This window comes from Aeromonas jandaei, assembly GCF_037890695.1.
Taxonomy (GTDB): domain Bacteria; phylum Pseudomonadota; class Gammaproteobacteria; order Enterobacterales; family Aeromonadaceae; genus Aeromonas; species Aeromonas jandaei.
This window is the reverse complement of the sequence record NZ_CP149571.1, coordinates 442,173-464,446: the sequence shown is the minus strand read 5'-3', so window position 1 is coordinate 464,446 and position 22,274 is coordinate 442,173. Positions and strand designations below refer to the sequence as shown.

Here is a 22,274-nt window from a genome sequence, read left to right as displayed (position 1 = left end):
ATGAGCGAGCACAATATGAATGACCCGCTGGATCTGGATGGACTGGATCAACTGTTTGGTGACGATATCAGCATGCCCAGTGCCGCCGACTACATGGCGCCGACCAGTAGCAGCAAGCAGCGGGATCTCTCTTTCTTCCGCCAGATCCCGGTCAAGGTGACCCTTGAGGTAGCCAGTACCGAAGTGCCTCTGGGTGACCTGATGCGGGTGGAAGAGGGCGCCGTGATTGAGCTGGACAAACTGGCGGGCGAGCCGCTGGATGTCCGGGTCAATGGCCGCCTGCTTGCCAAGGAGGAAGTGGTCGTCGTCAACGGCAAGTATGGCTTGCGTCTGGTTGATGTAATCGATGCCAAACTGCTGGGTGGCATGGACGACTGATGCGTTACCTGCTGCTGACCCTGCTGCTCTTCTCCCTGCCTGGCTGGGGGGCTGACATGACCCTGTTCTCGGTAGCTCCGGGGGCAGCAGGTGGCGAGGATTACAACATCAAGTTGCAGATCCTCTTCTTCATGACAGTGCTGGGGTTGTTGCCGACCCTGTTGCTGATGATGACCAGTTTTACCCGGATCATCATAGTGCTGGCCATCTTGCGGCAGGCGCTCGGTTTGCAGCAGAGTCCTCCCAACCGGGTGCTGATCGGGATCAGCCTCATCCTGACTCTGGTTATCATGCGTCCGGTCTGGACCGACATATACCAGAATGCCTTTGTCCCGTTTGACAGGGATGAGATCACCCTGTCGGAAGGGGTTGCTCGCGCAGAGAAACCGCTGCGCACCTTTATGCTGGCGCAGACCCGCGAGCCGGATCTGGAACAGATGCTGCGTATCTCCGGTGAACCAACAACGGTGGCCAAGCAGGATGTTCCTTTCGGGGTGCTGTTGCCTGCGTTTGTATTGAGTGAGTTGAATACCGCATTTCAGATCGGCTTTATGCTGTTTATTCCGTTTCTGGTGATCGATCTGGTGGTGGCCAGCGTGCTGATGGCGATGGGGATGATGATGCTCTCGCCGCTGATCATCTCCTTGCCATTCAAGCTGATGGTGTTTGTACTGGTCGATGGCTGGTCGATGACGGTCGGTACCCTTGCAGCCAGCTTTGGCGGGGGAGGCTGACATGACGCCGGAGCAGAGCGTGGCGCTGGTTGGCGGCGCCGTCAATCTCGTCGTGGTGATGGTCTCTGTGCTGATCGTGCCGGGGCTGATTGTGGGCCTGGTCGTCAGTGTGTTTCAGGCTGCGACCCAGATCCAGGAGCAGACCCTCAGCTTTTTACCCCGTTTTCTGGTGACCCTGATGACGCTCATCTTCACTGGGAACTGGCTGCTATCGCAGATCACAACCCTGTTCCACGACCTGTTTTTGAAGATACCCGGACTCATCGGATGAACTCCCTCTTGTCCCTCAGCGCTGCCGATCTGACGGCCTGGCTGGGGCAGTGGTGGTGGCCATTCTTGCGGATTGGTTCTGCTTTTTGGGTCATGCCGGTATTCGGTGACGGTCGGGTGCCGCCGCAAGTTCGTCTGCTGCTGGCGCTGATCGTCAGCCTGCTGATTGCCCCCATGCTCAAGGGGATGCCAGTCGTTGACCCCTTCAGCACCGGTGCTCTGGTATTGGCTGTAGAGCAGCTGCTGTTCGGGTTGCTGTTCGGGCTCTGCGTCCAGATGCTGTTCATGATCATGACCATGGCTGGCCAGATCCTCTCCATGCAGATGGGGTTGGCGATGGCGGTGATGAATGACCCCAGCAATGGTGACACCGCACCCATCGTCAGCCAGTTGATGCTGGTCTTCTGCTCACTGCTGTTTCTTGGCCTGAATGGCCATCTGGTGACGCTGGATGTGCTGGTGCAGAGCCTGCGCAGCTGGCCACCCGGTTCTTCCCTCGACCTGCTCGACATGAAAGGGGTGGTCGGTCTGTTCGGCTGGTGTATCGGCGCGGCACTGATCCTCACCCTGCCTGCCGTGGTTGCCATGTTGATGGTCAACCTGACCTTTGGCGTCATGAATCGGACGGCCCCTTCGCTGAACATCTTCTCGCTCGGTTTCCCCATGACGCTGCTGCTCGGGCTGCTCACCATGGCTATCTCAATTAGCGGAGTCCCTTCCCGTTACCTTGAGCTGGTGACTCGCGTGCTGGAACAACTGCGAGCCCTGACCCCCTCATGAGCCAGAACAGCGCCCAGGATAAAACCGAAGAGGCCTCTTCCCAGAAACTGCGCAAGGCACGGGAAGAGGGTCAGATCGCGCGCTCCAAGGAGCTCAGTTCGGCGGGACTGTTGCTGCTCGGCGGCTTTGCCATGCAGTGGATGGTGCCCAGCTTTGGCCGCTTCTTCGCCGAGTTGATGAAACGGCCACAACGGTTCGACTGGCAAGGAGCCAGGGATCCGCAAATGATGGTGCACTGGACGGCGGAAGCCTTGCTCAACATGTTGTGGGTGCTGCTGCCGCTGTTTGCTTTTCTGGCTCTGATGCTGGTCCTGCTCAGCTCGTTGCCGGGGGGCATGGTACTGACCTGGAAGAAGATCTTCCCCAGTGCCGAGAAGCTGAACCCACTCAAGGGGCTCAAGCGGATGTTCTCGAGCCACAGCCTGATGGAGCTGCTGAAGTCGGTACTGAAAATTCTGCTGATTGGCTCCACGCTGGCACTGCTGCTCCAGCATCAGTGGCCCACGTTGCTGATGATGAACCGGATGCCACCCCAGGCCGCCATGGAGCAGGCGCTGCGGATCCTCTCTCAGGCATTCATCTTGCTTGGTGGCGTGCAGATGTTGATCGCCGTGCTGGATGTGCCCTATCAGCGCTGGTCGCTGAACAAGCAGTTGCGGATGACCAAGCAGGAGGTCAAGGATGAGCACAAGAACAGCGAAGGTCGCCCGGAAATCAAGGCACGGATCCGTCAGGTGCAGGCCATGCTGGCTCGTGCCCGTATCGAGCAACGCGTACCGCAGGCGGATGTGATCATCGTCAACCCGACCCACTATGCGGTGGCCATCAAATATGATCCCCAGCGGGCCAATGCCCCGTTCGTGATTGCCAAGGGGGTTGATGGCATGGCTGAGCGGATCCGTCAGGTGGCCAAACAGCATGACAAGATGGTGATGAGTCTGCCGGAGCTGACCCGTGCCATCTACTACTCCACCCGGATAGATCAGGAAGTACCGGCGGGTCTCTATACCGCGGTGGCTTATGTCTTGAATCATGTATTGCAGTTGAGGGCGTATCAGGCCGGCAAGGGGCGAAAGCCAAACCCGCTTGCTCCTTTGCATGTGCCGCCCGAATTACGTCAACCTGAGAGGTAAGTTGTGAACTGGCGTGTATTGACCCAATCCTATACCGCGATCCCGATGATGCTGCTGGCCATTCTGGCCATGATGATATTGCCGCTGCCGGGCTGGCTGCTGGATGCCCTCTTTACCTTCAACATTGTGTTGGCGGTACTGGTGCTGCTGGTCTCCGTATCGGCGCGTCGCCCTCTCGACTTCTCCGTCTTCCCCACGGTGTTGCTGGTGGCAACCCTGATGCGGCTGTCGCTCAACGTGGCCTCGACCCGCGTGGTGCTGCTGCATGGCCATGAGGGCCATGAAGCGGCGGGCAAGGTGATTCAGGCGTTTGGCGAGGTGGTGATCGGCGGCAACTATGTCGTCGGTCTGGTGGTCTTCGTGATCCTGATGATCATCAACTTTGTGGTGATCACCAAGGGTGGGGAGCGGATCTCCGAGGTGTCTGCCCGCTTTACCCTGGATGCGATGCCGGGCAAGCAGATGGCCATCGATGCCGACCTCAATGCCGGCACAATGGATCAGCATCAGGCGCGGGCGAGACGGGACGAGATTGCCCGTGAAGCTGACTTCTACGGGGCGATGGATGGTGCCTCCAAGTTTGTGCGCGGTGATGCGATTGCCGGCATGCTGGTGCTCATCATCAACCTGGTCGGCGGCCTTGCCATCGGTATTTTCCAGCATGCCCTGCCGGTTGCCGAAGCCTTCCAGCGCTATGCCCTGCTGACCATCGGTGACGGTCTGGTGGCCCAGATCCCCTCGCTGCTGATGTCTACTGCTGCCGCCATCATTGTGACCCGGGTCAGCGATGAAGGTGAGATGGCGGATCAGGTGGGTGACCAGATCCTGGCTTCTCCCCGCGTCATCTACACTGCCGCTGCCATCATGCTGGTACTGGGGCTGGTGCCGGGCATGCCGATGCTGGCCTTCCTCAGCTTTGCCGCCGTACTGGCCTGGACTGGCTGGAGCGTGAGCAAGCGGGCGGTCAATACCCCGGATCTGGATGCCGCGCAGGAGCTGGCTCGCCAGATTGCCCAGCCGGAACCACAAGGGCTGGAATGGCAGGATCTGCCGCCGGTCGATACCGTCGCCATCGAACTGGGTTATCGGTTGGTGCCGCTGGCGGAAGCTGACAAAGGCGCCGAGCTGCTGGCCCGGGTGCGCGGTATTCGCAAAACCCTATCGGAGCAGTACGGTTTTCTGCTGCCCGAGATCCGGGTTCGCGACAATTTGCAGCTGCAACCCGATCAGTACCGGATCAAGCTCTCCGGTGTGGCACTGGCGTCCGGCAATGTTGATTGCCAGCGTCTGATGGCCATCAGCAGCGGCGAGACCTATGGTTCGCTGGATGGGGAGCTGACCCAGGATCCTGCATATGGCATGAGCGCAGTCTGGATTTCACCGGAGAACAAGGCCAAGGCATTGAATCTTGGCTATTCGGTGGTGGATTCGGCAACGGTGATCGCGACCCACGCCAGCAAGCTGCTGCGTGAGCAGCTTGATGCCCTCTTCGGTCATGATGAGGTGGGCAAGCTGGGGCAACATCTTGCAGCTCAGTCGCCCCGTCTGGCGGAGGAGCTCAATCTGGCCCTGACCCAGATGCAGCAGTTGCGAGTTTTTCGGCAATTGCTAAAGGAACAGGTCAGCCTGACCGATATACGCACGGTGGCGACGACCTTGCTCGATGCCAGCGAGCTGACCAAGGATCCCGTGCTGCTTGCTTCCGATGTTCGTTGCGCCTTGAAGCGCCAGATTGTGAGACAGGCGATTGGCAGCCGTGATGTGCTTGCCACCTTCACGCTCGATGACCGTCTTGAGCAGACCTTGCTGGCGGCCATGAACCAGTCGCAGCAGCAGGGGAAAATCCAGCTGGACAGTTTTCCGGTTGATCCGCAACTGCTGGCACAGTTGCAGCAAAATATGCCGCTGGTTAAAGAGCAGCTGCAGCAGCAAGGATATGCCCCGGTACTGGTCGTGATGCCGCAACTTAGACCCTTGATCGCGCGTTATGCCCGATCTTTTGCAAAAGGTCTCAAAGTGCTCTCATATAATGAAATACCGGAAGAGTTGAGAGTGGAGGTTATTGGCACGCTAGGCTGAAACAGGGCTGCCATGTTAATAGGCAAATGGGAAGAATATATTCCGCCTATCTACTTGAATTGTAATTGTAAGCCGTTATGATGTGACTGTTTTTGACGCATTCGGTCGTCAAAGATAAATAACAAATATAACAATTCACATGTGTCACTCAGCAGTCACCACTAATTTGGTGCTGTCTTGTCCAAATACGGGCAGTCGCATGAAAAAGGCAAACTGAACTGAAAAGTCAGGACGCAAAGCCTCCGGTCTAAAAGCAGAAATGCTCATGATAGCGGGGTTGCCAAGGCCATTGTTACCGCCTTGATATAACACTGGTTTGATCTAGGTGCTCGTTAGAAGCGCCAGCGTACCTGTGCGTCTTTTATTTCGGCATTTCAGTTCTGTTGATTGTTTTATCCACAATCACGGGTTCGGGTTCATATGCTTTCGGATGTATCTATCAAAAAAAGCTCAAGACCGGCCAGTCTTGGGAAAGATCCCCATTTATTGTTAATCAGCTCATCTATGGCCGATGGGAACGATATTGAAGGAATATTGGCAGCACAGGGATATGCTGTTTCCCGCTGTGACTCTATTCGCAAGTCGAAATTAATTCTCGGCAGCCGTTCCGTTGATTTAATCCTGCTCGACATGGATCTCATGACCGAAGTAGGTCCTCAATTGGTGCATGATTTTAGCGGCATTGATTGCGTGATCCTGGTTAATGAGCGTCAGGCCTATCTTGCGGCAGAAGCGATGCGAGCCGGTGCCATTGACTACATCATCAAGCCCTTCGGGGGGCAGCAGATGCTGGATGTGGTGAAGGGGGCACTGCGTCTGCGGCAGGCCATTCCAGACCTGATCGCCGTCTCGACCATGAGCCTGCAAGTGTTGCAGCTTGCTCGCCGGGCAGCCAAAACGGCAGCCACCATTCTTATCGGGGGTGAGTCGGGAACGGGCAAGGAGCGTCTGGCGCGTTACATCCACGAGATGTCCAGCCGTGCTCACAAGCCGTTTGTCGCCATCAACTGCGCCGCCATTCCCGAGTCCATGCTCGAATCCATTCTGTTTGGCCACAACAAGGGGGCCTTCACCGGCGCGACGGGTTCGCAGCCCGGCAAGTTCGAGCAGGCGCAGGGCGGAACCCTGATGCTCGACGAAATCTCCGAGTTGCCCCTGTCACTGCAGGCAAAGTTGTTGCGGGTTTTGCAGGAGCGTGAGGTGGAGCGCCTCGGTAGCCATCAGACCATCGCGCTGGATGTGCGGATCATCGCCGCCAGCAACAAGGATCTGCGCACCCTGGTGGCAGCCGGCCAGTTCAGGGAAGACCTCTTCTATCGCCTCGATGTGTTGCCGATGAACTGGCCAGCACTGCGCGAGCGTCCCGACGACATATTGCCGCTGGCTGAATATTTCATCGAACGCTATGCGCCCCAGCAGGGGTATCGCCTGAGCGAGAGTGCCCGCAAGCAACTGCTGGCTTATCAGTGGCCGGGCAACGTCAGGGAGCTCGATAACGTCATTCAACGTTCATTAATCATGGCTCGCGGATTGCATATTCAAGCGGTCGATTTGATGCTGCCCAGCTATGTCGCGGAACCCGAACATGGATTGGCGGAAGTCCTTTCCGCCCCGGAAGGGTTGAGCGAGACACGTCGGCACGCAGAATTTCAATTTGTACTAGAGACCTTGCGCCGCTTCCGTGGCCATCGTACCCGCACGGCAGAAGCGCTCGGGATGACCACCCGGGCTCTGAGATACAAGCTGGCGGCGATGCGTGAGCAGGGCATTGATATCGAGCAGCAGCTTCAAAACTAAGGGATAACGGCGTGAAGATTGAAATGATGTCATCACAGGCAACGCTCCTGCAGCAGATGCAGGAGATGCAACGAGTTGCCACTCAGGCTCCTTCCATCGAATCCAATGATCTCTCGAATGTGTCATTCAGCGACGCCATGCGCGACGTTGTCGGCAGAGTCAACGAACAGCAGAACATGGCTTCAGCCATGATGACGGCTGTTGATGCCGGCCAGAGCGATGATCTGGTCGGGGCCATGGTGGCCAGTCAGAAAGCGGGTCTCAGCTTTTCAGCCCTGATGCAGGTGCGCAACAAGCTGATGACCGGTTTTGACGACATTATGCGCATGCCGCTCTGAGGTAAGTGATGACTGAACTGGTAACGTCCCCGCAAGGGGCTTCGGATTCCTTCAGAACACGCGTGCAGGAGGGCCTTCGCAACTGGCGCAGCCTCTCCCGTGACAATAAATCGATCCTGACCATTGCTCTGCTGGCTGCCATCGTTGCCGGCACAATCGTCGTCATTCTGTGGACGTCCAGCAAAAACTACGTCCCCCTGTACGGCAAGCAGGAGCTCTACGATACCGCCAACATCATGGAGATGCTGGAGAAGGAGCAGGTGCCGTTCCGGCTTGAGAAGAGTTCTGGCCAGATCCTGGTGCCGGAGAATCAGCTGGCTCATGTTCGTATGGCCTTGGCGGCCAGAGGGGTGAGAGCGGCCATGCCGGCGGGTCTAGAGGGGCTGGACAATGTCACCGGCCTCGGCACCAGCGAGTTTATGGAAGGTGCCCGCTATCGCCATGCACTGGAAGGCGAACTGGCGCGCACCATCATTTCGCTGGATGCGGTGCGCAGTGCCCGCGTCCATCTCGCCATTCCCAAGCGCACTCTCTTTGTCGGTCGTGACGAGGAGAAACCAAGTGCATCCGTGATGCTCGATCTGCAGCCCGGTCAGGCCATGGAGCCCGGCCAGGTCGAGGCCATTGCCAACCTGGTGGCAGGCAGTATCTCCGGCATGAAACCGGGGGCGGTCACCATTGTCGATCAGGCTGGCCAGCTGCTGAGTGCCGAACTCGGCGACAAGGCCGGTTTTGGCAAGCAGAGCGTGCAGCAGATGGAGTATGTGCGCAAGCTGGAGCAGTACATTCGTCAGCGTGCCAGCGACATGCTCTATCCCATGCTGGGCACCGGCAACTTCCGGGTGCAGATCGCCGCAGACGTCAACTTCAATGCGGTGGAGGAGACCCAGCAGCAGCTGGATCCACAAGGGGTGGTGACCAAGGAGTCGAGCAAATCGGACAAAACCATCGATGCGCTGGCACTGGGTATCCCCGGCGCTCTGTCCAATCGTCCTCCCGAAACGGCACCCAAAAGTGATCCGGCGACCCAGAATCAGACCGCGGCAGCCACCACGGAAAATCAGAAAAATGACTCCCGCACCGAGCGGCAGGAGGTCAGCAAGCAGTACGAAAACAGCCGCACCATAGTACACACCCGCTATCAGCAGGGACGGCTCGAGAAGATGAACGTCTCCGTACTGCTCAATCATCAGAGCGCCCCGAAAGGAGGCTGGAATGATGAGCAGCTGGCGCAGATCCGGCAGATGGTCGAGCGCTCGGTGGGCTTTGATGAGGCTCGTGGAGATCAGATCAGCCTGCAAGTGTTCGACTTCACCGGCGCTGCGCCGATTGCTCCGCCCGAATCGAGCTGGTGGGAGACCCCTTACTGGCAGGATTCGCTCCGTTATCTGGTGGGTGGCCTGCTTGGCCTGACGCTGGTCTTCTTCGGTATCCGCCCGTTGGTGAAGCATCTGGTTCGCACCCAGCAGGCGCCGGATGAAGATACGCTCTCTGACGAGCTGGATGATGAGCTGGAGCCGACCGTGGGTCTCTCCATGCGGCGGGATGATGATGTTGCCCTGACGGCGCCGCCGATGAGCAATGGTCTGATCCGTTCCGACAACGAGCGGGAGCCGCACTTCTCTTCTCTGGATCTGGAGGCATTGCCGGAGCCGGGTTCCGAGCTGGAAGTACAACTCAAGCATCTGCAGTTGCTGGTTGACAAAGATACCGCTCGGGTAGCGGAAGTGGTGAGAGCATGGGTAAGTGGCAATGAACAACGTTAACCTGAACCAGAAAGCCGTCGATATCGATATCGACAACCTGGAGAAAGCGGCCATCCTGCTGTTGAGCATGGGAACTGAGGCCGCTGCCAAGGTGATGCAAAAGCTCTCCCGCGATGAAGTGCAGCGCCTTATCTCCAAGATGGCGGGTCTCTCCGGCGTCAGTTCGATGGAGGCCCGATGAACCTTGCAGCAGTTCTTCAACCAGTATCGTGAACAGAGCGGGATTGGCAGCGCCTCCCGCGAATATCTGGAACAGACTCTCGACCTGGCCCTTGGTCAGCGTCTCTCCCGCAGCCTGCTCGACAGCCTCTACGGTGATGTGATGAGTCAGGATATCCAGCGGTTGCAGTGGGTACCTGCCGATGTGCTGGCCCGTTTCTTCCGCAATGAGCACCCGCAGATGCAGGCGGTGCTGCTGGCGTTCCTGCCACCCCAGACCGCTTCCGCGGTACTGGATGAGCTGCCCGGCTCGGTGCACGACGATCTGCTGGTGCGGGTCGCCAGTCTCAGCAGTGTCAGCGAGCATGTTCTGGGTGAACTCAGGCTGACGCTGGATCGTTGTCTTGCCTATGTCGCTGACCAGTCCGGAGCCAAGGTGAATGGCGTGCGGCAGGTTGCCGATATCCTCAACCGCTATCAGGGCGACAAGGAGCAGATGCTCTCGCTGCTGCGTGAACACGATGGTGACATGGCGCTGGAAATCGAAAAGAACATGTTCGACTTCATGACGTTGCGTCGCCAGAGCGACGAAACCCTGCAGCGTCTGGTGCAGGAGATCCCGAGCGAGCTGCTGGCACTGGCCCTCAAGAATACCGAGACCAGCTTCCGCAAGGTGGTGCTCGGCGCCATGCCGAAGCGGATGGCTCAGGCACTGGAAGATCAGATCCAGCATCAGGGCAGCGTCTCCCTGCGCAAGGTCGAGCAGGCCCGAGAGGAGATCATGCAACTGGTCCGCGAATTGGTGGAGCAGGGCGAGATCGAGTTCCAGCTGTTCGAAGAACCGACGGTCAGCTAACAGGGGGCATTGATGAGTCACTATGTGCGCAAGTTGATGCCAGGCCCGACCCGGCTCTACCGCTTTCCGGCCTTGGGACAGAGCGGGGAAGAGGCCCAGAGTCAGCAGGAGCAGTTCGAGTTTGGTTATCAGCAGGGGCTGGAGCAAGGTCACGACGAAGGGTATCAATCCGGATATCAGCAGGGACTGACCAGCGGTCTGGTGGAAGGGGAGGCCAAGGGGCTGCAGCAGGGACAAACCCGCGGCTTCGCTCAGGGGTTGGCGGAGGGGCGCGCCTCTTTCGATCAGGCCATGGTGCCCTTTGCCAAGCTGCAGGAGCAGTGGGAATCCCTGACCCGGGTAAAGATGCAGGAGCAGAAAGCGCTGATTGCCCAGCTGGTGGCCCAGGTGGCCAAGCGGGTTATCCAGGCCGAATTTACCCTCAATCCCCAGCAGGTACTCAGTCAGGTGGAGCAGGCGCTGGCGACTCTGCCTGCCGCTTCGGAAGAGCTGGTCATCTATCTCAATGAGGGGGATCGCCAGCGTCTGGCCGAACAGGGAGTCACCCGTTGCGAAGGGTGGCCGTTGCAGGTAGACCCCAATCTGGCCATTGGCGATGCCCGCATCGAAACACGGGCGGCGGTGATCGAGGTCAATACCGGCGAGCGCCTTGCCTCCTGCATCGAGCAGCTGAACAGCACGCTGGAACTGCCGCAGCATGCATGAAGCTCTGCAACAGGCGCTCACCTCGGCGCTCGACTGCTTTGACGAGGTGCCCGGTTTTCGCCGCTATGGCCGACTGGTTCGCGTAACGGGGCTGACCCTTGAGGTAATCGGCTGCCAGCTGGTGATGGGGCAGCGCTGCCGGGTCGATACGGCATCCGGCGACTCTCTGTTGGCAGAGGTGGTGGGTTTCAACCGGGAGATCTCCTATCTGATGCCGCTGCAGCCCATGGGAGGGCTTTACGCCGGAGCCCGGGTGTTGCCAATCGATGGCGAAGAGACAATCAGGGTCGGCGAGCATCTGCTGGGCCGGGTTGTCGATGGGCTGTTGCAGCCGCTGGATGGCCGTCCTCTTCGTGACGAGGGGGAGCGCGTTGCACTCTTCTCTTCTCCGCCCAATCCGCTGTTGCGCACGCCGATCCGTGAACCTCTTGATGTGGGTATCCGTGCCATCAATGGCTTGCTGACGGTTGGCAAGGGGCAGCGACTGGGCCTGTTTGCCGGTTCCGGCGTGGGCAAGAGCATGCTGCTCGGCATGATGACCCGCAACACTACGGCACAGATCGTCATCGTGGGGCTGATTGGTGAACGGGGTCGTGAAGTCCGCGAGTTCATCGAGCACAGTCTCGGTGCGGAAGGTCTGGCCCGCTCGGTGGTGGTGGCCGCTCCTGCGGATCAATCTCCTCTGATGCGGTTGCGTGCCGCCCAGCTTTGCCATCGTCTTGCCGAATATTTTCGTGAGCGGGGCCAGGATGTACTGCTATTGATGGACTCCCTCACCCGCTACGCCCAGGCCCAGCGCGAAATCGCACTGGCTATCGGTGAGCCGCCGGCGACGCGCGGCTACCCGCCATCGGTGTTCAGCATGCTGACCCAGCTGGTGGAGCGGGCCGGCAACGGTACCCACCCTGATGGCAGCCTGAGTGCCTTTTACACCGTGTTGGCGGAAGGGGATGATCAGCAGGACCCGGTAGTCGACTCGGCCCGTGCCATTCTGGATGGTCACATAGTGCTGACCCGTCGTCTGGCGGAAGAGGGACACTACCCGGCCATCGACATCGGCGCTTCGGTGAGCCGGGTGATGCCGCAAGTGGTGCCGACTGACTGGCAGCAGCTGGCGGTCACCTTGCGTCAGTTGTGGGGGCGCTATCAGCAGGTGCGTGAATTGCTGCCGCTCGGTGGCTATCAACCGGGGGCAGATCCCCAGATGGACGAAGCGGTACAACGTTACCCGGCCATTGCCGCCTTCCTGCAGCAGGGGATCCATGAAGAGACCCCGCTGGCTCAGGTCGTGGCTGGGCTCAAGCAGGTTCTGGGCAGGTAATAGGAGGTCGCCATGTTGAAATCCTATCTCGGCTTGCAGCAGGAGGCGCTGGAGGCGCTCGGCAAGGAGCGTCAGCGCTTGCGGGAAGAGGCGATAAGGGAAGAGCAGAGAGCCTTGCGGTTGCAGGAGGTGATCGGCTCGCTGAGTCCCGGTTCGGCCACTTTCCATCCCTTGCTGTGGCAGAACAAGCAGCAGATGGATCGCCAGTTGCGTCATCTGCTGGCCCATCAGGTGCAGCAATCGGCACTGGCCAAGCTGGATCTGGAGCGCCATGAAGGGGAGGTGGTCAGGCAGTTTGGTCGGGTCAAGGGACTGGAGCACCTGCTGGACAAGCGTGAACGAGCCATCAGCCAGCAGCGGGAGCTGCGGGATCAGCGCCAGCTCGACGAGCTTTCCGGCTTGCGCCACCGTCAGCTCAAAGAGGGGAACTAGTCGGGAAAACGCTCCAGCTGGCCGTAAGCATGCTCCTGACCCAGCAGCGTGTTGATGGTCTCTATCTGCCCAGCCAGCAGACGGCCGTTGAGATCGTTCTGGCGCAGACACTGCTGCAACAGCAGTTCGAGTTGTTGCCACTGGCTAGCGACTTTTGGCTGCATGGTGGCAGGCAGTTTGGCAATCAGGGTCGCCATCCCCTTTTCATCCGGTTTCAGTCCCAGAGCGAGCAGATGGTGGCAACGTTGCTGAGCCTGTTTTTGCACATCGGCCATCAGCCTTGTCTGCTGCTGGTTGTGGGTTGCCAGCCCATCGACATCGTGAGCTGCCAGCAAGCCGTGCTGGCGCAGCAACAGGCTCCGCAGCTCGGCGTAGCGGCTGCAATCTTGCTGGATGCCCAGGATCAGCTCCTTGATCCGCTGCTTCGGCTCCATGCTCATCGGCGGTGCATATCCAGAATGGCCTGACCCAGTGCATCCATATCGAGTTCCAGTTTTCCTTCGCTGATGGCCTGACGGATCCGGTTCACTTTTTCCATATCCACGTCGGATGTGGTGGCAAGCTGGGCTCTCGCCTGATTGACAACCTGTGCCGTGCTGCTGATCTGGGCGTCAGCCTTGGTAGCGCGCGCCTCGACTTGGGCTGGCGCGCCATCCTGCTTGCGTTGCAACTGGGTCTGAACGTAGAGCGGGTCGGTGCGTGTGATTTTCATAACGTCAATTCCTGGTGGTCTATCTCTGCAAAGCGACCCAAGGTCGGCCTAACTTGAATAAAAACCCTTATACGGGTTCAAAAACGGGTTTCGACTTCCCCTTTTGCGATGACCCAGGCCTGGATCTCTTTGCCTGAGCTGCTGTTGCGTACCTTGATGCCATCGCCGATGGCGCCGCTTGCCAACGCTGTGCCGCGGGTTGTGGCCGAGAATCCACCCTGACCGGCCCGGATCAACACCCCTTCACCCTCCTTCACCGCCCAGGCCTTCTGCAGGTCCAGTTCGCCAATCAACTGCCCCATCCTGAGATTGCGATTGGCCTTGCTGCCTGTCAGCGACTCGGAGACGGGAATGAAGCCTCGCTGCAGTCTGCTGACATCCAGCGACTCCTCGACGAGGTCTGCTGCCTGAATGGTCTGGCCTTTCCGGATCTCCCTGGCCGTCATCCAGACTGGCAGCATGAGCGTGACCTCGACCCGGGCTCTCAGCTGCCAGGAGGGGTTGGCACACTCGACCAGGTAGGGGCGACGACCCCACGGCTGGCGATATTGGCCCCCTGCCTGCAAGCGGATCTCTTGCTGGCAGGGAGGAAGGTGTTCCACCGCCGGAGAGATCCACACCTGATAGTCCACCTCCGGGATTGCCCAGCCCTGTTGTTGCAGGTAGGCATGCAGGGTCTGACTTGCATCCTCCTTGAGGCGGGCACCGACCTGTTGCGACAGTTCACCGGGTTCAGCGTGCAGCGGGCTTGCCAGCATCAGCAGCCAGAAGAGGCCTGAGCGCTTCCATACGGGAAACGGTACTTCCCCTTTTATCAATGTGGTCAGCCAGGGGCAGCGCTGCATCCGGCGCAAATAAGGGATCTTCATGATTGGCATGAGTCTTGATAACGAGTGCACCGGTCTGACTGATTCATAAAAGGATGAAGCATGAGTATCTCATTTGACAGCGCTCTTGGCGTACACCCTTATGCCCTTGATATCCGGGCTGACCGGGCGCGTATTCTGGCCGGGAATCTGGCCAATGTGGATACCCCCGGCTATCTGGCCCGGGACGTCGATTATAAGACGATTCTTGGCCGTGTCGCACAGCAAGTTGCGGCAGGCGAGGAGAGCGCTGCCATCAGTCAGGGCACCATGGCTGACGATATGCAGCATCCGCTCTATCGCATCCCCTATCAGGCATCCATGGATGGCAATACCGCTGAGCTCAGCGTCGAGCAGAGCAAGTTTGCCAACAATGCCACGGATTTCCAGACCAGCCTGACCTTCCTGAATATGAAAATCACCGGGATCGCCAAAGCGATCGAGGGGCGTTAATCATGTCGTTCAACCGAATCTATGACATCGCCGGCAGTGCCATGCGGGCGCAAACCGTGCGACTCGATACCGTCGCCTCCAATCTGGCGAACGTGGACAGTGCAGCCGGCAGTGAAGATGCCGCGTTTCGCGCCATCAAGCCGGTTTTCTCCACTCTCTATCAGCGCGTGCAGGATGCAGAGGCGCTGGGGTCTGCACAGGCTCAGATCGCCGGCATAGTGCAGTCCGATCGTCAGGTCGAGAAGCGTCTCGAACCGACCAACCCGATCGCCGATAAAGACGGTTTTGTTTACTACTCCAACGTCAATGCGGTGGAGGAGATGGCCGACATGATGAGTGCCTCCCGCGGTTTTGAGACCTCGGTCGAGGTGATCAATCGCATCAACAGCATGCAGCAGGGTCTGCTGCGTCTTGGTCAGGGGGTCTAAGCCGTGAGTCTGCCTCAGGTAAGTACCCTTGATACCGCCCGTGGTGCCAGCCAGCGCTCTGCTACCCCGGATATCGCCCCCAACAATGCGGCGGCGGGCTCTGCCACTGGCCAGAGTGCCCAGAGCGGCATGCAACTGCGCAACGAATTTCTGCAGATGATGGTGGCCCAGATCCAGAACCAGGATCCCACCAACCCGCTGGATGGCGCCCAATATGTCACCCAGCTGGCCCAGTTCAGCATGGTGGAAGGGGTCGAGAGCCTGAAGCTGCTGCAGCAGAAGTCCATCAACATGATGGATACCCAGCAGGTCCTGCAGAGTACCGACCTTATCGACAAAGAGGTGATGGTACCGAGCAAGACCCTGACCAAGAGCGATGACAAAGCCATTCGCGGTCAGGTCGAACTGGCGGGCGCCGCCGATCAGGTCGAGCTCAAGGTTTATGACGAGCATGGCACCCTGGTGGCGACCAAGAGTTGGGGTGAAAGCAAGGCTGGCGGGCTGGATTATGAACTGCCGGAGCTGCCCGCCGGGGAGTACAGCTTCGAGGTCAAGGCATCCCTCAACGGGGTTGCCACCACGTCCAAAAACTATGTCGCCAGCAAGGTGGATCGCGTCACCCTGCCCGGCACGGGCGAGATCATGTTGCAGGTCGCTGGCGTGGGTGACGTCCCCCTCTTCAGTGCCATTCAGTTCGGCAAATCGGCGTAATCAAACAGGAGCGAAATTGTGTCTTTCAGTATCGGATTGAGCGGCCTGCGCGCCGTAAACCAGGAATTGAGCGTTATCAGCAACAACGTGGCTAACGCCAGTACCGCAGGCTTCAAGTCGAGCCGTGCCGAGTTTGCTGCCATCTATGGTGGCGGTCAGGCGGGCGGGGTCGAGATGAACAACGTATCCCAGAACTTTGACCGCAATGGTGACGTGATGCGTACCGGCCGTGGTCTGGATCTGGCCATCTCCGGCAGCGGTTTCTTCGTGCTCAAGGATAGCAACGGCCAGACCTCCTACACCAGAGCCGGCATGTTCCAGCGTGACCCGAACAACTACCTGACGACCGCCAACGGCACCCGTCTGCAGGGCTATACCACCAATGATGCCGGTGAGCTGCAATCCGGGGTGATCGGTGACATTCAGGTCAAAGCTGGGAGCCTGCCTGCCAAGGCATCCGACAAGCTGGAGTTCGTCGCCAACCTGAAGGCGGATGCCAGCGTGATCGATCCGGCTCTTCACCCCTTCGATCCAGCCAAGTCAGACAGCTTCAGCTATTCCCAATCCAGCAAGGTCTATGACTCGCTCGGGGTTGAGCACACCGTCACCCAGTATTTTGTCAAAACGGCACCCAATGAGTGGGCCGTGCATTACACATTCAATGGCACTGATATCACCCCTGCTGGCGGGGCCAAGATGCAATTCACCGCAGATGGCAAGCTGGATACGGGGGCTTCGACCATTCCTGCCAATTTGGCGCTGGCACCCGCGGGCGCCTCTCCAATCGCCCTGCAACTGGATATGAGCCGAGTCAGTCAGTACGCCTCCGATTTCAATGCCACTCGCAACCAGTCCAACGGCTATACCGCGGGCGATTTGACCGGTGTACGGGTGGATGCCGATGGCGGCGTCTTCGCCACCTTTACCAACGGCCAGAGCCTGAAGCAGGGTCAGGTGGTGATGGCGAACTTCGCCAATCCCAACGGTCTGCTGCAGACCAACAACACCACCTGGCAGCAGTCCTTCAGCTCGGGTCAACCGGTGCTGGGTGCGCCGGGAACCGGCACCATGGGTCAGCTGACTGCTGGGGCCTACGAGAGCTCCAACGTCGACCTGACCGGTGAGCTGGTCAGCCTGATGACCTCCCAGCGCAACTATCAGGCCAACGCCAAGACCATCAGCTCAGCTGACAAGATGACCCAGGTTCTCTTCAACTCCTTCTAAGGGCTGACCCGTGGAAAAGCTTATCTATACCGCCATGTCAGGGGCGCAACATACCCTGATGGCCCAGCAAATCCGGGCCAATAACCTGGCCAACGTCAACACCGCCGGCTTTCGTGCTGACTTCGAGCGGGTGTCGGCCTATGCCCTGAGCGGTGATGGTTACCCCAGCCGGGTCATGGCTCGCGAAGAGATGGCCGGCACCGACTTCAAACCGGGCGCGCTGATGCAGACCGGGCGCAAGCTGGACGTGGCTATTCGCGGTGAAGGCTTTATCACGGTGCAGACTGCAGATGGCAAAGAGGCCTACACCCGGGCCGGCAATCTGGAGAGCGATGCAGACGGGCTGTTGACCCTCAACGGTCGCCCCGTGCTGGGCGATGGTGGGGAAATGGTACTTCCTGCCTATCGGGATCTCAGTTTTGGCAAGGATGGTTCGCTCAGCATCACGCCGCCCGGTGGCGGTGCCCGTCTCGACGTGGGACGCCTCAAGCTGGTCAACCCGGATCCCGCCGAGCTGGTCAAGGGGCAGGACGGCCTCTTCCGCTTGCGACAGGGGGGTGATGCCGAGACCAGCGAGCAGGTCGTACTGGCTTCCGGTTTTCTGGAGGGGGCGAACGTGAATGCGGTCGATGAGCTGATCAGCAGCATGTCGCTGACCCGCAACTTCGAGCTGCAGGTCAAGCTGATGAAGACCGCGGACGAGCAGGCCAGACAAGGGGCCCGGCTGATTTCCGGTCAGGGTTAATCATGAACGGGACGAGCAGTTTGGTGCATCGTCCCGCTGAGAGGTGCTTCGGCATCCGAATGAATCAGGTGGAGAGACAAAGATGCATGCAGCACTTTGGGTAAGCAAAACGGGTCTGTCGGCCCAAGATGCCAAGATGGCCAGCATTTCCAACAACCTGGCCAACGTCAACACGGTTGGTTTCAAGCGTGATCGGGTTGCCTTTGAAGATCTGTTTTATCAGGTGCAGCGTCAGCCGGGGGCACAACAGGATCAGCAGAACCTCTCGCCCATCGGCATCCAGATGGGTAACGGTGTACGTGTGGTCGGTACCCAGAAGGTCTTTACCCCGGGTCAGTTCCAGAACACCAACCAGGAGCTGGATATGGCCGTGGTCGGCGCCGGCTTCTTCAGTGTCGAGCGCCCCGATGGCGAGACTGCCTACACCCGCAATGGTCAGTGGCATCGCAATGCGGAAGGAATGCTGGTCAACGCTGATGGTCTGCCGATGCAGCCGCAGATCCAGATCCCGGACAACGCTACCAAGATCTCCATCGGTACCGACGGTACCGTGAGTGCCACCTTGCCGGGTCAGCAGGAGAATGTGGAGCTGGGACGCATTACCCTGACCAACTTCTCCAACCCGGCTGGTCTCGAGGCGCTCGGTGGCAACCTCTATCGTGCGACTGGCGCATCCGGTGAAGCCATCGAAGGGGTGCCCGGCGAAGAGGCGATGGGGGCCATCAAGCAGTTCACGCTGGAGAGCTCCAACGTCAACGTGGTGGAGGAGATGGTGGACATGATCACCACCCAGCGAGCTTACGAGATGAATGCCAAGGTGGTCTCTTCCGCCGACCAGATGCTCAAGTTTGTCACTCAAGCGCTGTGATGATGAAGATGATGTGGCGTTACCTGTGGGTCGTGCTGTTGCTGGGTGGCTGCGCGACCTATGAGCTCAAGGCTCCGGAGCCGGGCGAGGAGAAGTGGGCGCCTTCACGGCCCATGCAGTCTGCCTCGGCCCGGGGGGAAGATGGCAGTCTCTATCGTGGCGACTACATGATGACCCTGTTTCAGGATCGTCGCGCCTATCGTATCGGCGACATTCTGACCGTGGTACTGGAAGAGCGTACCCAGTCGAGCAAGAAAGCCAACACCAGCATGAGCAAGAACAGCAGCATGAATGTGCCAGCTCCTTCCATTGGTGGCAAACTGCGTCCTGACTGGGGGGCTACCCTCAGTGCCGACCGGGATTTTGATGGCGGTGCGACATCCAGCCAGCAGAATACCCTGGCCGGTTCCATCACGGTGACGGTGGCCGAAGTGATGCCCAATGGCGTGCTCGGTATCCGTGGCGAGAAATGGATCCGTCTCAATCAGGGTGATGAGTACATCCGTCTGGGCGGCATGGTGCGGGTTGAGGATATCGACCAGAGCAACCGTATCTCGTCCCAGCGCATCGCCGATGCCCGCATCACTTATGCCGGCCGTGGTGCGCTTGCCGACAGCAACCAGATGGGGTGGCTGGGGCGCTTCTTCAGCTCCGCATTTGCACCGTTTTGAGGTTTTACATGAACAGATGGGTTATCGCCCTGCTTTGCCTCTGCCTGCCATGGTGGGCGAATGCCGCTCCTGCCGCCAAGCGGTCACTGCTTGATATTGCCGATGTGCAGGGGATGCGAACCAACCAGCTGGTTGGTTACGGTCTGGTGGTGGGGTTGTCCGGCACCGGCGACAAGAGCCAGGTAAAGTTTACCGGTCAGTCGATGGCTAACATGCTCAAGCAGTTTGGCGTGCAGCTGCCGGATGATATCGACCCCAAGCTCAAGAACGTCGCTGCGGTATCTGTGCAGGCAACCCTGCCGGCACTGGCTGGCAAGGGGCAGCTGGTGGATGTAACCGTCACCTCGATTGGCGATGCCAAGAGTCTGCGTGGCGGCTCGCTGCTGTTGACCCCCTTGCGCGGTATCGATGGTGAAGTGTATGCGGTGGCCCAGGGCAATCTGGTGGTGGCCGGGGTCAAGGCCGAGGGGCAGTCCGGCTCTTCGGTGACCATCAACGTACCGACGGCGGGGATCATTCCCAATGGCGCCATCATTGAGCGGGAAGTGGCCAGCAATTTTGCCGACAAACCCGAAGTGACGCTCAATCTGCATCAGCCCAACTTCAAGACGGCCCGCAATGTGGAGCGGGCCATCAATCACCAGCTGGGGCAGGTTGCCAAAGCGGTCAGTGCCGGCCGCATTCAGATTGCTGCCCCCCGTGACGAGAGCCAGCGCATCTCGTTCATGGCATTGCTGCAGGACGTGCAGGTCGACATGGGGCAGGAGCGACCCAAGGTGGTATTCAACAGCCGTACCGGTACCGTGGTAATGGGGCAGGGGGTCAAGGTGCACAAGGCGGCAGTCAGCCACGGCAGCCTGACGGTGACCATTGGCGAGAGCCAGACAGTCAGCCAGCCCAATGCCTTCTCCAACGGACAGACCACCACGACTCCCAACTCGAAGATCCAGGTGGATCGCGAACGAAACAACATGTTTGTCTGGCCTGATGGCACTTCGCTTGAGGTGATCGTCAAGGCCGTCAACTCGCTTGGGGCAACGCCCGATGATGTTATGGCCATTTTGCAGGCGCTCGATGAGGCTGGTGCCCTCGAGGGAGAGCTGGTGGTCATCTAAGGATCTCTATGACCCGAATAACTTCGGAACCTGGTTTCTATCAGGATCTCAACGAACTTCAGCAGATCAAGAGCAACCCGGATCAGCGCGCTGCGCTTGATGCCGTAGCCGGTCAGTTCGAAGTGAGCTTTCTGCAGACAGTGCTCAAGCATATGCGCTCGGCCAGTGATGCCCTGCAGGATGAGGATGACAAACTCATCAAGGGGCAGGATCTCTATCGCGATATGTATGACAGCCAGCTGGCGATGAGCCTGGTCAAGCGCGGCGGGATCGGTCTTAAAGAGCAGATGGTCAGTCAGTTGGCACCGACATTAAAGAATGCCGACCAGGCGGTCGCTTCAGAATCACAGACCCTGGCTGCCTTCAGTCAGCCTCTGAACACGGCAAAAATGAGGAAAGGTGACTGATGTCTCTGCTCAATATCGGTTTTAGCGGGCTCAACGCGGCACAGATCGCATTGAATGTGACCGCCCAGAATATCGCCAACGTCAATACCATCGGCTATAGCCGTCAGGAAGCCATGATGGGCAGCCTGTCGGGTTTTGGCCGGCTGGATAATGGCCAGGGGGTAGAGGTAACCGGTGTTCGCAGGATCACGGATGAGTATCTGGTTTCCCAGCATTGGCGCAGCCGCTCTGCGACCGGGGCCTCCTACTCGTTCCATCAGTACATCAATACCACCGAGCAGCTTCTGGGCAGCGAGTCGATGAACATCGCCAAGGGGTTGGACAGCTTCTTCGCCTCACTGAGTGCGGCCCTCGACAGCCCGGAAACACCGGCCCAGCGCAGTCAGATAGTGAGCTCTGCCGGCGCATTGGCGAACCGCTATGGCCAGCTGAACGAGAGCATGATGACTCAGGAGAAGCAGATCGACGATCAGCTGAACAGCACGGTTTCTCAGGTCAACAGCTATCTCAAGCAGGTCGCCGAACTCAATACGCAAATTAGCGAGCAGGCATCCAAAGGGGTCAATACATCGGCTCTGGAAGACAGTCGTGAGCAGATCGTGCGCGAGCTTTCCACCTATATGGAAGTGAGGGTCAACCGGCAGAGCGATGGTTCTTTCTCGCTAAGCCTGCCTCAGGGCCAGCCGCTGGTACTGGCTGGCAGCAGCAGTACGCTCTCGCTGGCCGGTGAAAAGCTCAGTCTCAGTTTTGGCCCACAGACTTTCGAAGTACCCGCTCTGCATGGCGGTACTCTGGCCGGAGTAATGGATTACCGTGCCAATGTGCTGCGCCCGCTGCGCGACGAACTCAACCAGATGGCAAAGAAACTGGCCGATGACTTCAATGCCAAGCAGGCTGGTGGTGTTGACCTTAATGGTGACCCGGGCAAACCCCTGTTCAGTTACGACCCGCTCAACCCTTCCGGGACCCTGAAGATTGCCGATGGCTTTACCGGCGATCATCTCGCTTTTGCCAAGGCCGGGGGCGGGCAGGGCGACAACCGCAATCTGCAGGAGATCATCACCATCAAAGATGGCCAGTATGACGCCTACAGCGCCCTGCTTGGCCGGATAGCGGTGCAGAGCGGACAGGCCAAGGCGACCATGCAGGCTGATGCCAATATGGAGAAGCAGCTGGCTACCAAGCTGAGCAGTGTCAGCGGGGTCAACACCGATGAAGAGGGGGTCAAAATCATGGCATACACCAAGGTCTATCAGGCCAATGCCAAGGTGATTAGTACCTCGGATCAGCTCTTCAATTCCATCCTGAACATGTTCTGACGGAGTG

At 58.9% G+C, this 22,274-nt stretch carries 25 protein-coding genes, 1 pseudogene and 1 riboswitch; of the genes and pseudogenes, 23 read left to right on the top strand and 3 right to left on the bottom strand.

Features of this window, described 5'->3' with window-relative positions; translation table 11 throughout:
* From lfiN to lfiJ, 13 genes and pseudogenes are all read left to right on the top strand, one after another.
* Positions 1 to 378, top strand: a complete 378-nt coding sequence (gene lfiN, locus WE862_RS02300) for a lateral flagellar motor switch protein LfiN (protein ID WP_042030106.1) — start codon at positions 1 to 3, stop codon at positions 376 to 378.
* Positions 378 to 1,112, top strand: coding sequence for a flagellar type III secretion system pore protein FliP (fliP, locus tag WE862_RS02295; protein WP_042030105.1), 735 nt, complete (start codon positions 378 to 380; stop codon positions 1,110 to 1,112). The genes lfiN and fliP overlap by 1 nt, the downstream gene beginning before the upstream one ends.
* 1 nt (position 1,113) lies before the next feature.
* Positions 1,114 to 1,383 (top strand): lateral flagellar biosynthetic protein LfiQ, encoded by a 270-nt coding sequence (gene lfiQ / locus WE862_RS02290; protein WP_041210142.1) that lies wholly within the window; start codon positions 1,114 to 1,116, stop codon positions 1,381 to 1,383.
* Positions 1,380 to 2,162: a lateral flagellar biosynthetic protein LfiR gene (lfiR, locus tag WE862_RS02285; RefSeq protein ID WP_042030104.1), complete on the top strand. Its 783-nt coding sequence runs from the start codon at positions 1,380 to 1,382 to the stop codon at positions 2,160 to 2,162. The genes lfiQ and lfiR overlap by 4 nt, the downstream gene beginning before the upstream one ends.
* Positions 2,159 to 3,295, top strand: coding sequence for a flagellar biosynthesis protein FlhB (gene flhB / locus WE862_RS02280; protein WP_042030103.1), 1,137 nt, complete (start codon positions 2,159 to 2,161; stop codon positions 3,293 to 3,295). Before lfiR ends, flhB begins: the two co-directional genes overlap by 4 nt.
* Positions 3,296 to 3,298: 3 nt before the next feature.
* Positions 3,299 to 5,374 carry a lateral flagellar biosynthesis protein LfhA gene (gene lfhA / locus WE862_RS02275; RefSeq protein ID WP_033115427.1) on the top strand — a complete coding sequence of 692 codons (2,076 nt, stop codon included), beginning with the start codon at positions 3,299 to 3,301 and terminating at the stop codon, positions 5,372 to 5,374.
* 197 nt (positions 5,375 to 5,571) lie between these two features.
* Positions 5,572 to 5,659: riboswitch (cyclic di-GMP riboswitch) on the top strand.
* A 249-nt stretch (positions 5,660 to 5,908) separates the two neighbouring features.
* Positions 5,909 to 7,171, top strand: coding sequence for a lateral flagellar response regulator transcription factor LafK (lafK, locus tag WE862_RS02270; protein ID WP_269747690.1), 1,263 nt, complete (start codon positions 5,909 to 5,911; stop codon positions 7,169 to 7,171).
* An 11-nt stretch (positions 7,172 to 7,182) separates the two neighbouring features.
* The gene (gene lfiE / locus WE862_RS02265; RefSeq protein WP_082035417.1) at positions 7,183 to 7,509 is read left to right on the top strand and encodes a lateral flagellar hook-basal body complex protein LfiE; all 327 of its coding nucleotides are present in this window, start codon (positions 7,183 to 7,185) and stop codon (positions 7,507 to 7,509) included.
* Between the two features lie 17 nt (positions 7,510 to 7,526).
* Positions 7,527 to 9,275 (top strand): lateral flagellar M-ring protein FliFL, encoded by a 1,749-nt coding sequence (gene fliFL / locus WE862_RS02260; RefSeq protein ID WP_082035422.1) that lies wholly within the window; start codon positions 7,527 to 7,529, stop codon positions 9,273 to 9,275.
* Positions 9,262 to 10,290, top strand: a pseudogene (gene fliGL / locus WE862_RS02255) (lateral flagellar motor switch protein FliGL). The gene fliFL and the pseudogene fliGL overlap by 14 nt, the downstream one beginning before the upstream one ends.
* Before the next feature lie 12 nt (positions 10,291 to 10,302).
* A complete protein-coding gene (gene lfiH, locus WE862_RS02250; RefSeq protein WP_042030100.1) occupies positions 10,303 to 10,995 on the top strand; it encodes a lateral flagellar assembly protein FliH in 693 nt (230 codons plus the stop codon).
* On the top strand, positions 10,988 to 12,316 hold the full coding sequence (gene lfiI, locus WE862_RS02245; RefSeq protein ID WP_042030099.1) for a lateral flagellar FliI-like assembly ATPase LfiI: 1,329 nt from the start codon (positions 10,988 to 10,990) through the stop codon (positions 12,314 to 12,316). The genes lfiH and lfiI overlap by 8 nt, the downstream gene beginning before the upstream one ends.
* A 12-nt stretch (positions 12,317 to 12,328) precedes the next feature.
* A complete protein-coding gene (gene lfiJ, locus WE862_RS02240) occupies positions 12,329 to 12,748 on the top strand; it encodes a lateral flagellar protein LfiJ (RefSeq protein WP_041210149.1) in 420 nt (139 codons plus the stop codon).
* On the opposite strand, the gene lfgN is transcribed toward lfiJ, so the two are convergent.
* From lfgN to lfgA, 3 genes are all read right to left on the bottom strand, one after another.
* Complete coding sequence (gene lfgN / locus WE862_RS02235) at positions 12,745 to 13,188, bottom strand: lateral flagellar protein LfgN (RefSeq protein WP_042030098.1); 444 nt, start codon at positions 13,186 to 13,188, stop codon at positions 12,745 to 12,747. The two genes, lfiJ and lfgN, sit on opposite strands and share 4 nt — an antisense overlap.
* Positions 13,185 to 13,460 (bottom strand): flagellar biosynthesis anti-sigma factor FlgM, encoded by a 276-nt coding sequence (gene flgM / locus WE862_RS02230; RefSeq protein ID WP_033115419.1) that lies wholly within the window; start codon positions 13,458 to 13,460, stop codon positions 13,185 to 13,187. The genes lfgN and flgM overlap by 4 nt, the downstream gene beginning before the upstream one ends.
* A 77-nt stretch (positions 13,461 to 13,537) precedes the next feature.
* Positions 13,538 to 14,329, bottom strand: a complete 792-nt coding sequence (lfgA, locus tag WE862_RS02225) for a lateral flagellar basal body P-ring formation protein LfgA (protein ID WP_042030097.1) — start codon at positions 14,327 to 14,329, stop codon at positions 13,538 to 13,540.
* A 60-nt stretch (positions 14,330 to 14,389) separates the two neighbouring features.
* On the opposite strand from lfgA, the gene lfgB reads away from it, so the two are divergent.
* From lfgB to lfgK, 10 genes are all read left to right on the top strand, one after another.
* Complete coding sequence (lfgB, locus tag WE862_RS02220) at positions 14,390 to 14,779, top strand: lateral flagellar basal body rod protein LfgB (RefSeq protein ID WP_033115417.1); 390 nt, start codon at positions 14,390 to 14,392, stop codon at positions 14,777 to 14,779.
* Positions 14,780 to 14,781: 2 nt separating this feature from the next.
* Positions 14,782 to 15,207, top strand: a complete 426-nt coding sequence (flgCL, locus tag WE862_RS02215) for a lateral flagellar basal body rod protein FlgCL (RefSeq protein ID WP_339058695.1) — start codon at positions 14,782 to 14,784, stop codon at positions 15,205 to 15,207.
* A gap of 3 nt (positions 15,208 to 15,210) precedes the next feature.
* Complete coding sequence (locus WE862_RS02210) at positions 15,211 to 15,918, top strand: flagellar hook assembly protein FlgD (protein ID WP_041210153.1); 708 nt, start codon at positions 15,211 to 15,213, stop codon at positions 15,916 to 15,918.
* A gap of 18 nt (positions 15,919 to 15,936) precedes the next feature.
* Complete coding sequence (gene flgEL, locus WE862_RS02205; RefSeq protein ID WP_042030096.1) at positions 15,937 to 17,142, top strand: lateral flagellar hook protein FlgEL; 1,206 nt, start codon at positions 15,937 to 15,939, stop codon at positions 17,140 to 17,142.
* Positions 17,143 to 17,152: 10 nt separating this feature from the next.
* The gene (lfgF, locus tag WE862_RS02200) at positions 17,153 to 17,887 is read left to right on the top strand and encodes a lateral flagellar basal-body rod protein LfgF (RefSeq protein WP_033115413.1); all 735 of its coding nucleotides are present in this window, start codon (positions 17,153 to 17,155) and stop codon (positions 17,885 to 17,887) included.
* An 82-nt stretch (positions 17,888 to 17,969) separates the two neighbouring features.
* On the top strand, positions 17,970 to 18,755 hold the full coding sequence (gene lfgG, locus WE862_RS02195; protein ID WP_033115412.1) for a lateral flagellar basal-body rod protein LfgG: 786 nt from the start codon (positions 17,970 to 17,972) through the stop codon (positions 18,753 to 18,755).
* Positions 18,755 to 19,426 (top strand): flagellar basal body L-ring protein FlgH, encoded by a 672-nt coding sequence (gene flgH / locus WE862_RS02190; protein ID WP_033115411.1) that lies wholly within the window; start codon positions 18,755 to 18,757, stop codon positions 19,424 to 19,426. The genes lfgG and flgH overlap by 1 nt, the downstream gene beginning before the upstream one ends.
* A gap of 8 nt (positions 19,427 to 19,434) precedes the next feature.
* Positions 19,435 to 20,541: a lateral flagellar basal body P-ring FlgIL gene (fgIL, locus tag WE862_RS02185; RefSeq protein ID WP_042030094.1), complete on the top strand. Its 1,107-nt coding sequence runs from the start codon at positions 19,435 to 19,437 to the stop codon at positions 20,539 to 20,541.
* A gap of 8 nt (positions 20,542 to 20,549) precedes the next feature.
* The gene (locus tag WE862_RS02180) at positions 20,550 to 20,948 is read left to right on the top strand and encodes a rod-binding protein (RefSeq protein ID WP_042030092.1); all 399 of its coding nucleotides are present in this window, start codon (positions 20,550 to 20,552) and stop codon (positions 20,946 to 20,948) included.
* A complete protein-coding gene (gene lfgK / locus WE862_RS02175; protein ID WP_042030091.1) occupies positions 20,948 to 22,267 on the top strand; it encodes a lateral flagellar hook-associated protein LfgK in 1,320 nt (439 codons plus the stop codon). The genes WE862_RS02180 and lfgK overlap by 1 nt, the downstream gene beginning before the upstream one ends.
* Positions 22,268 to 22,274: the final 7 nt, after the last annotated feature.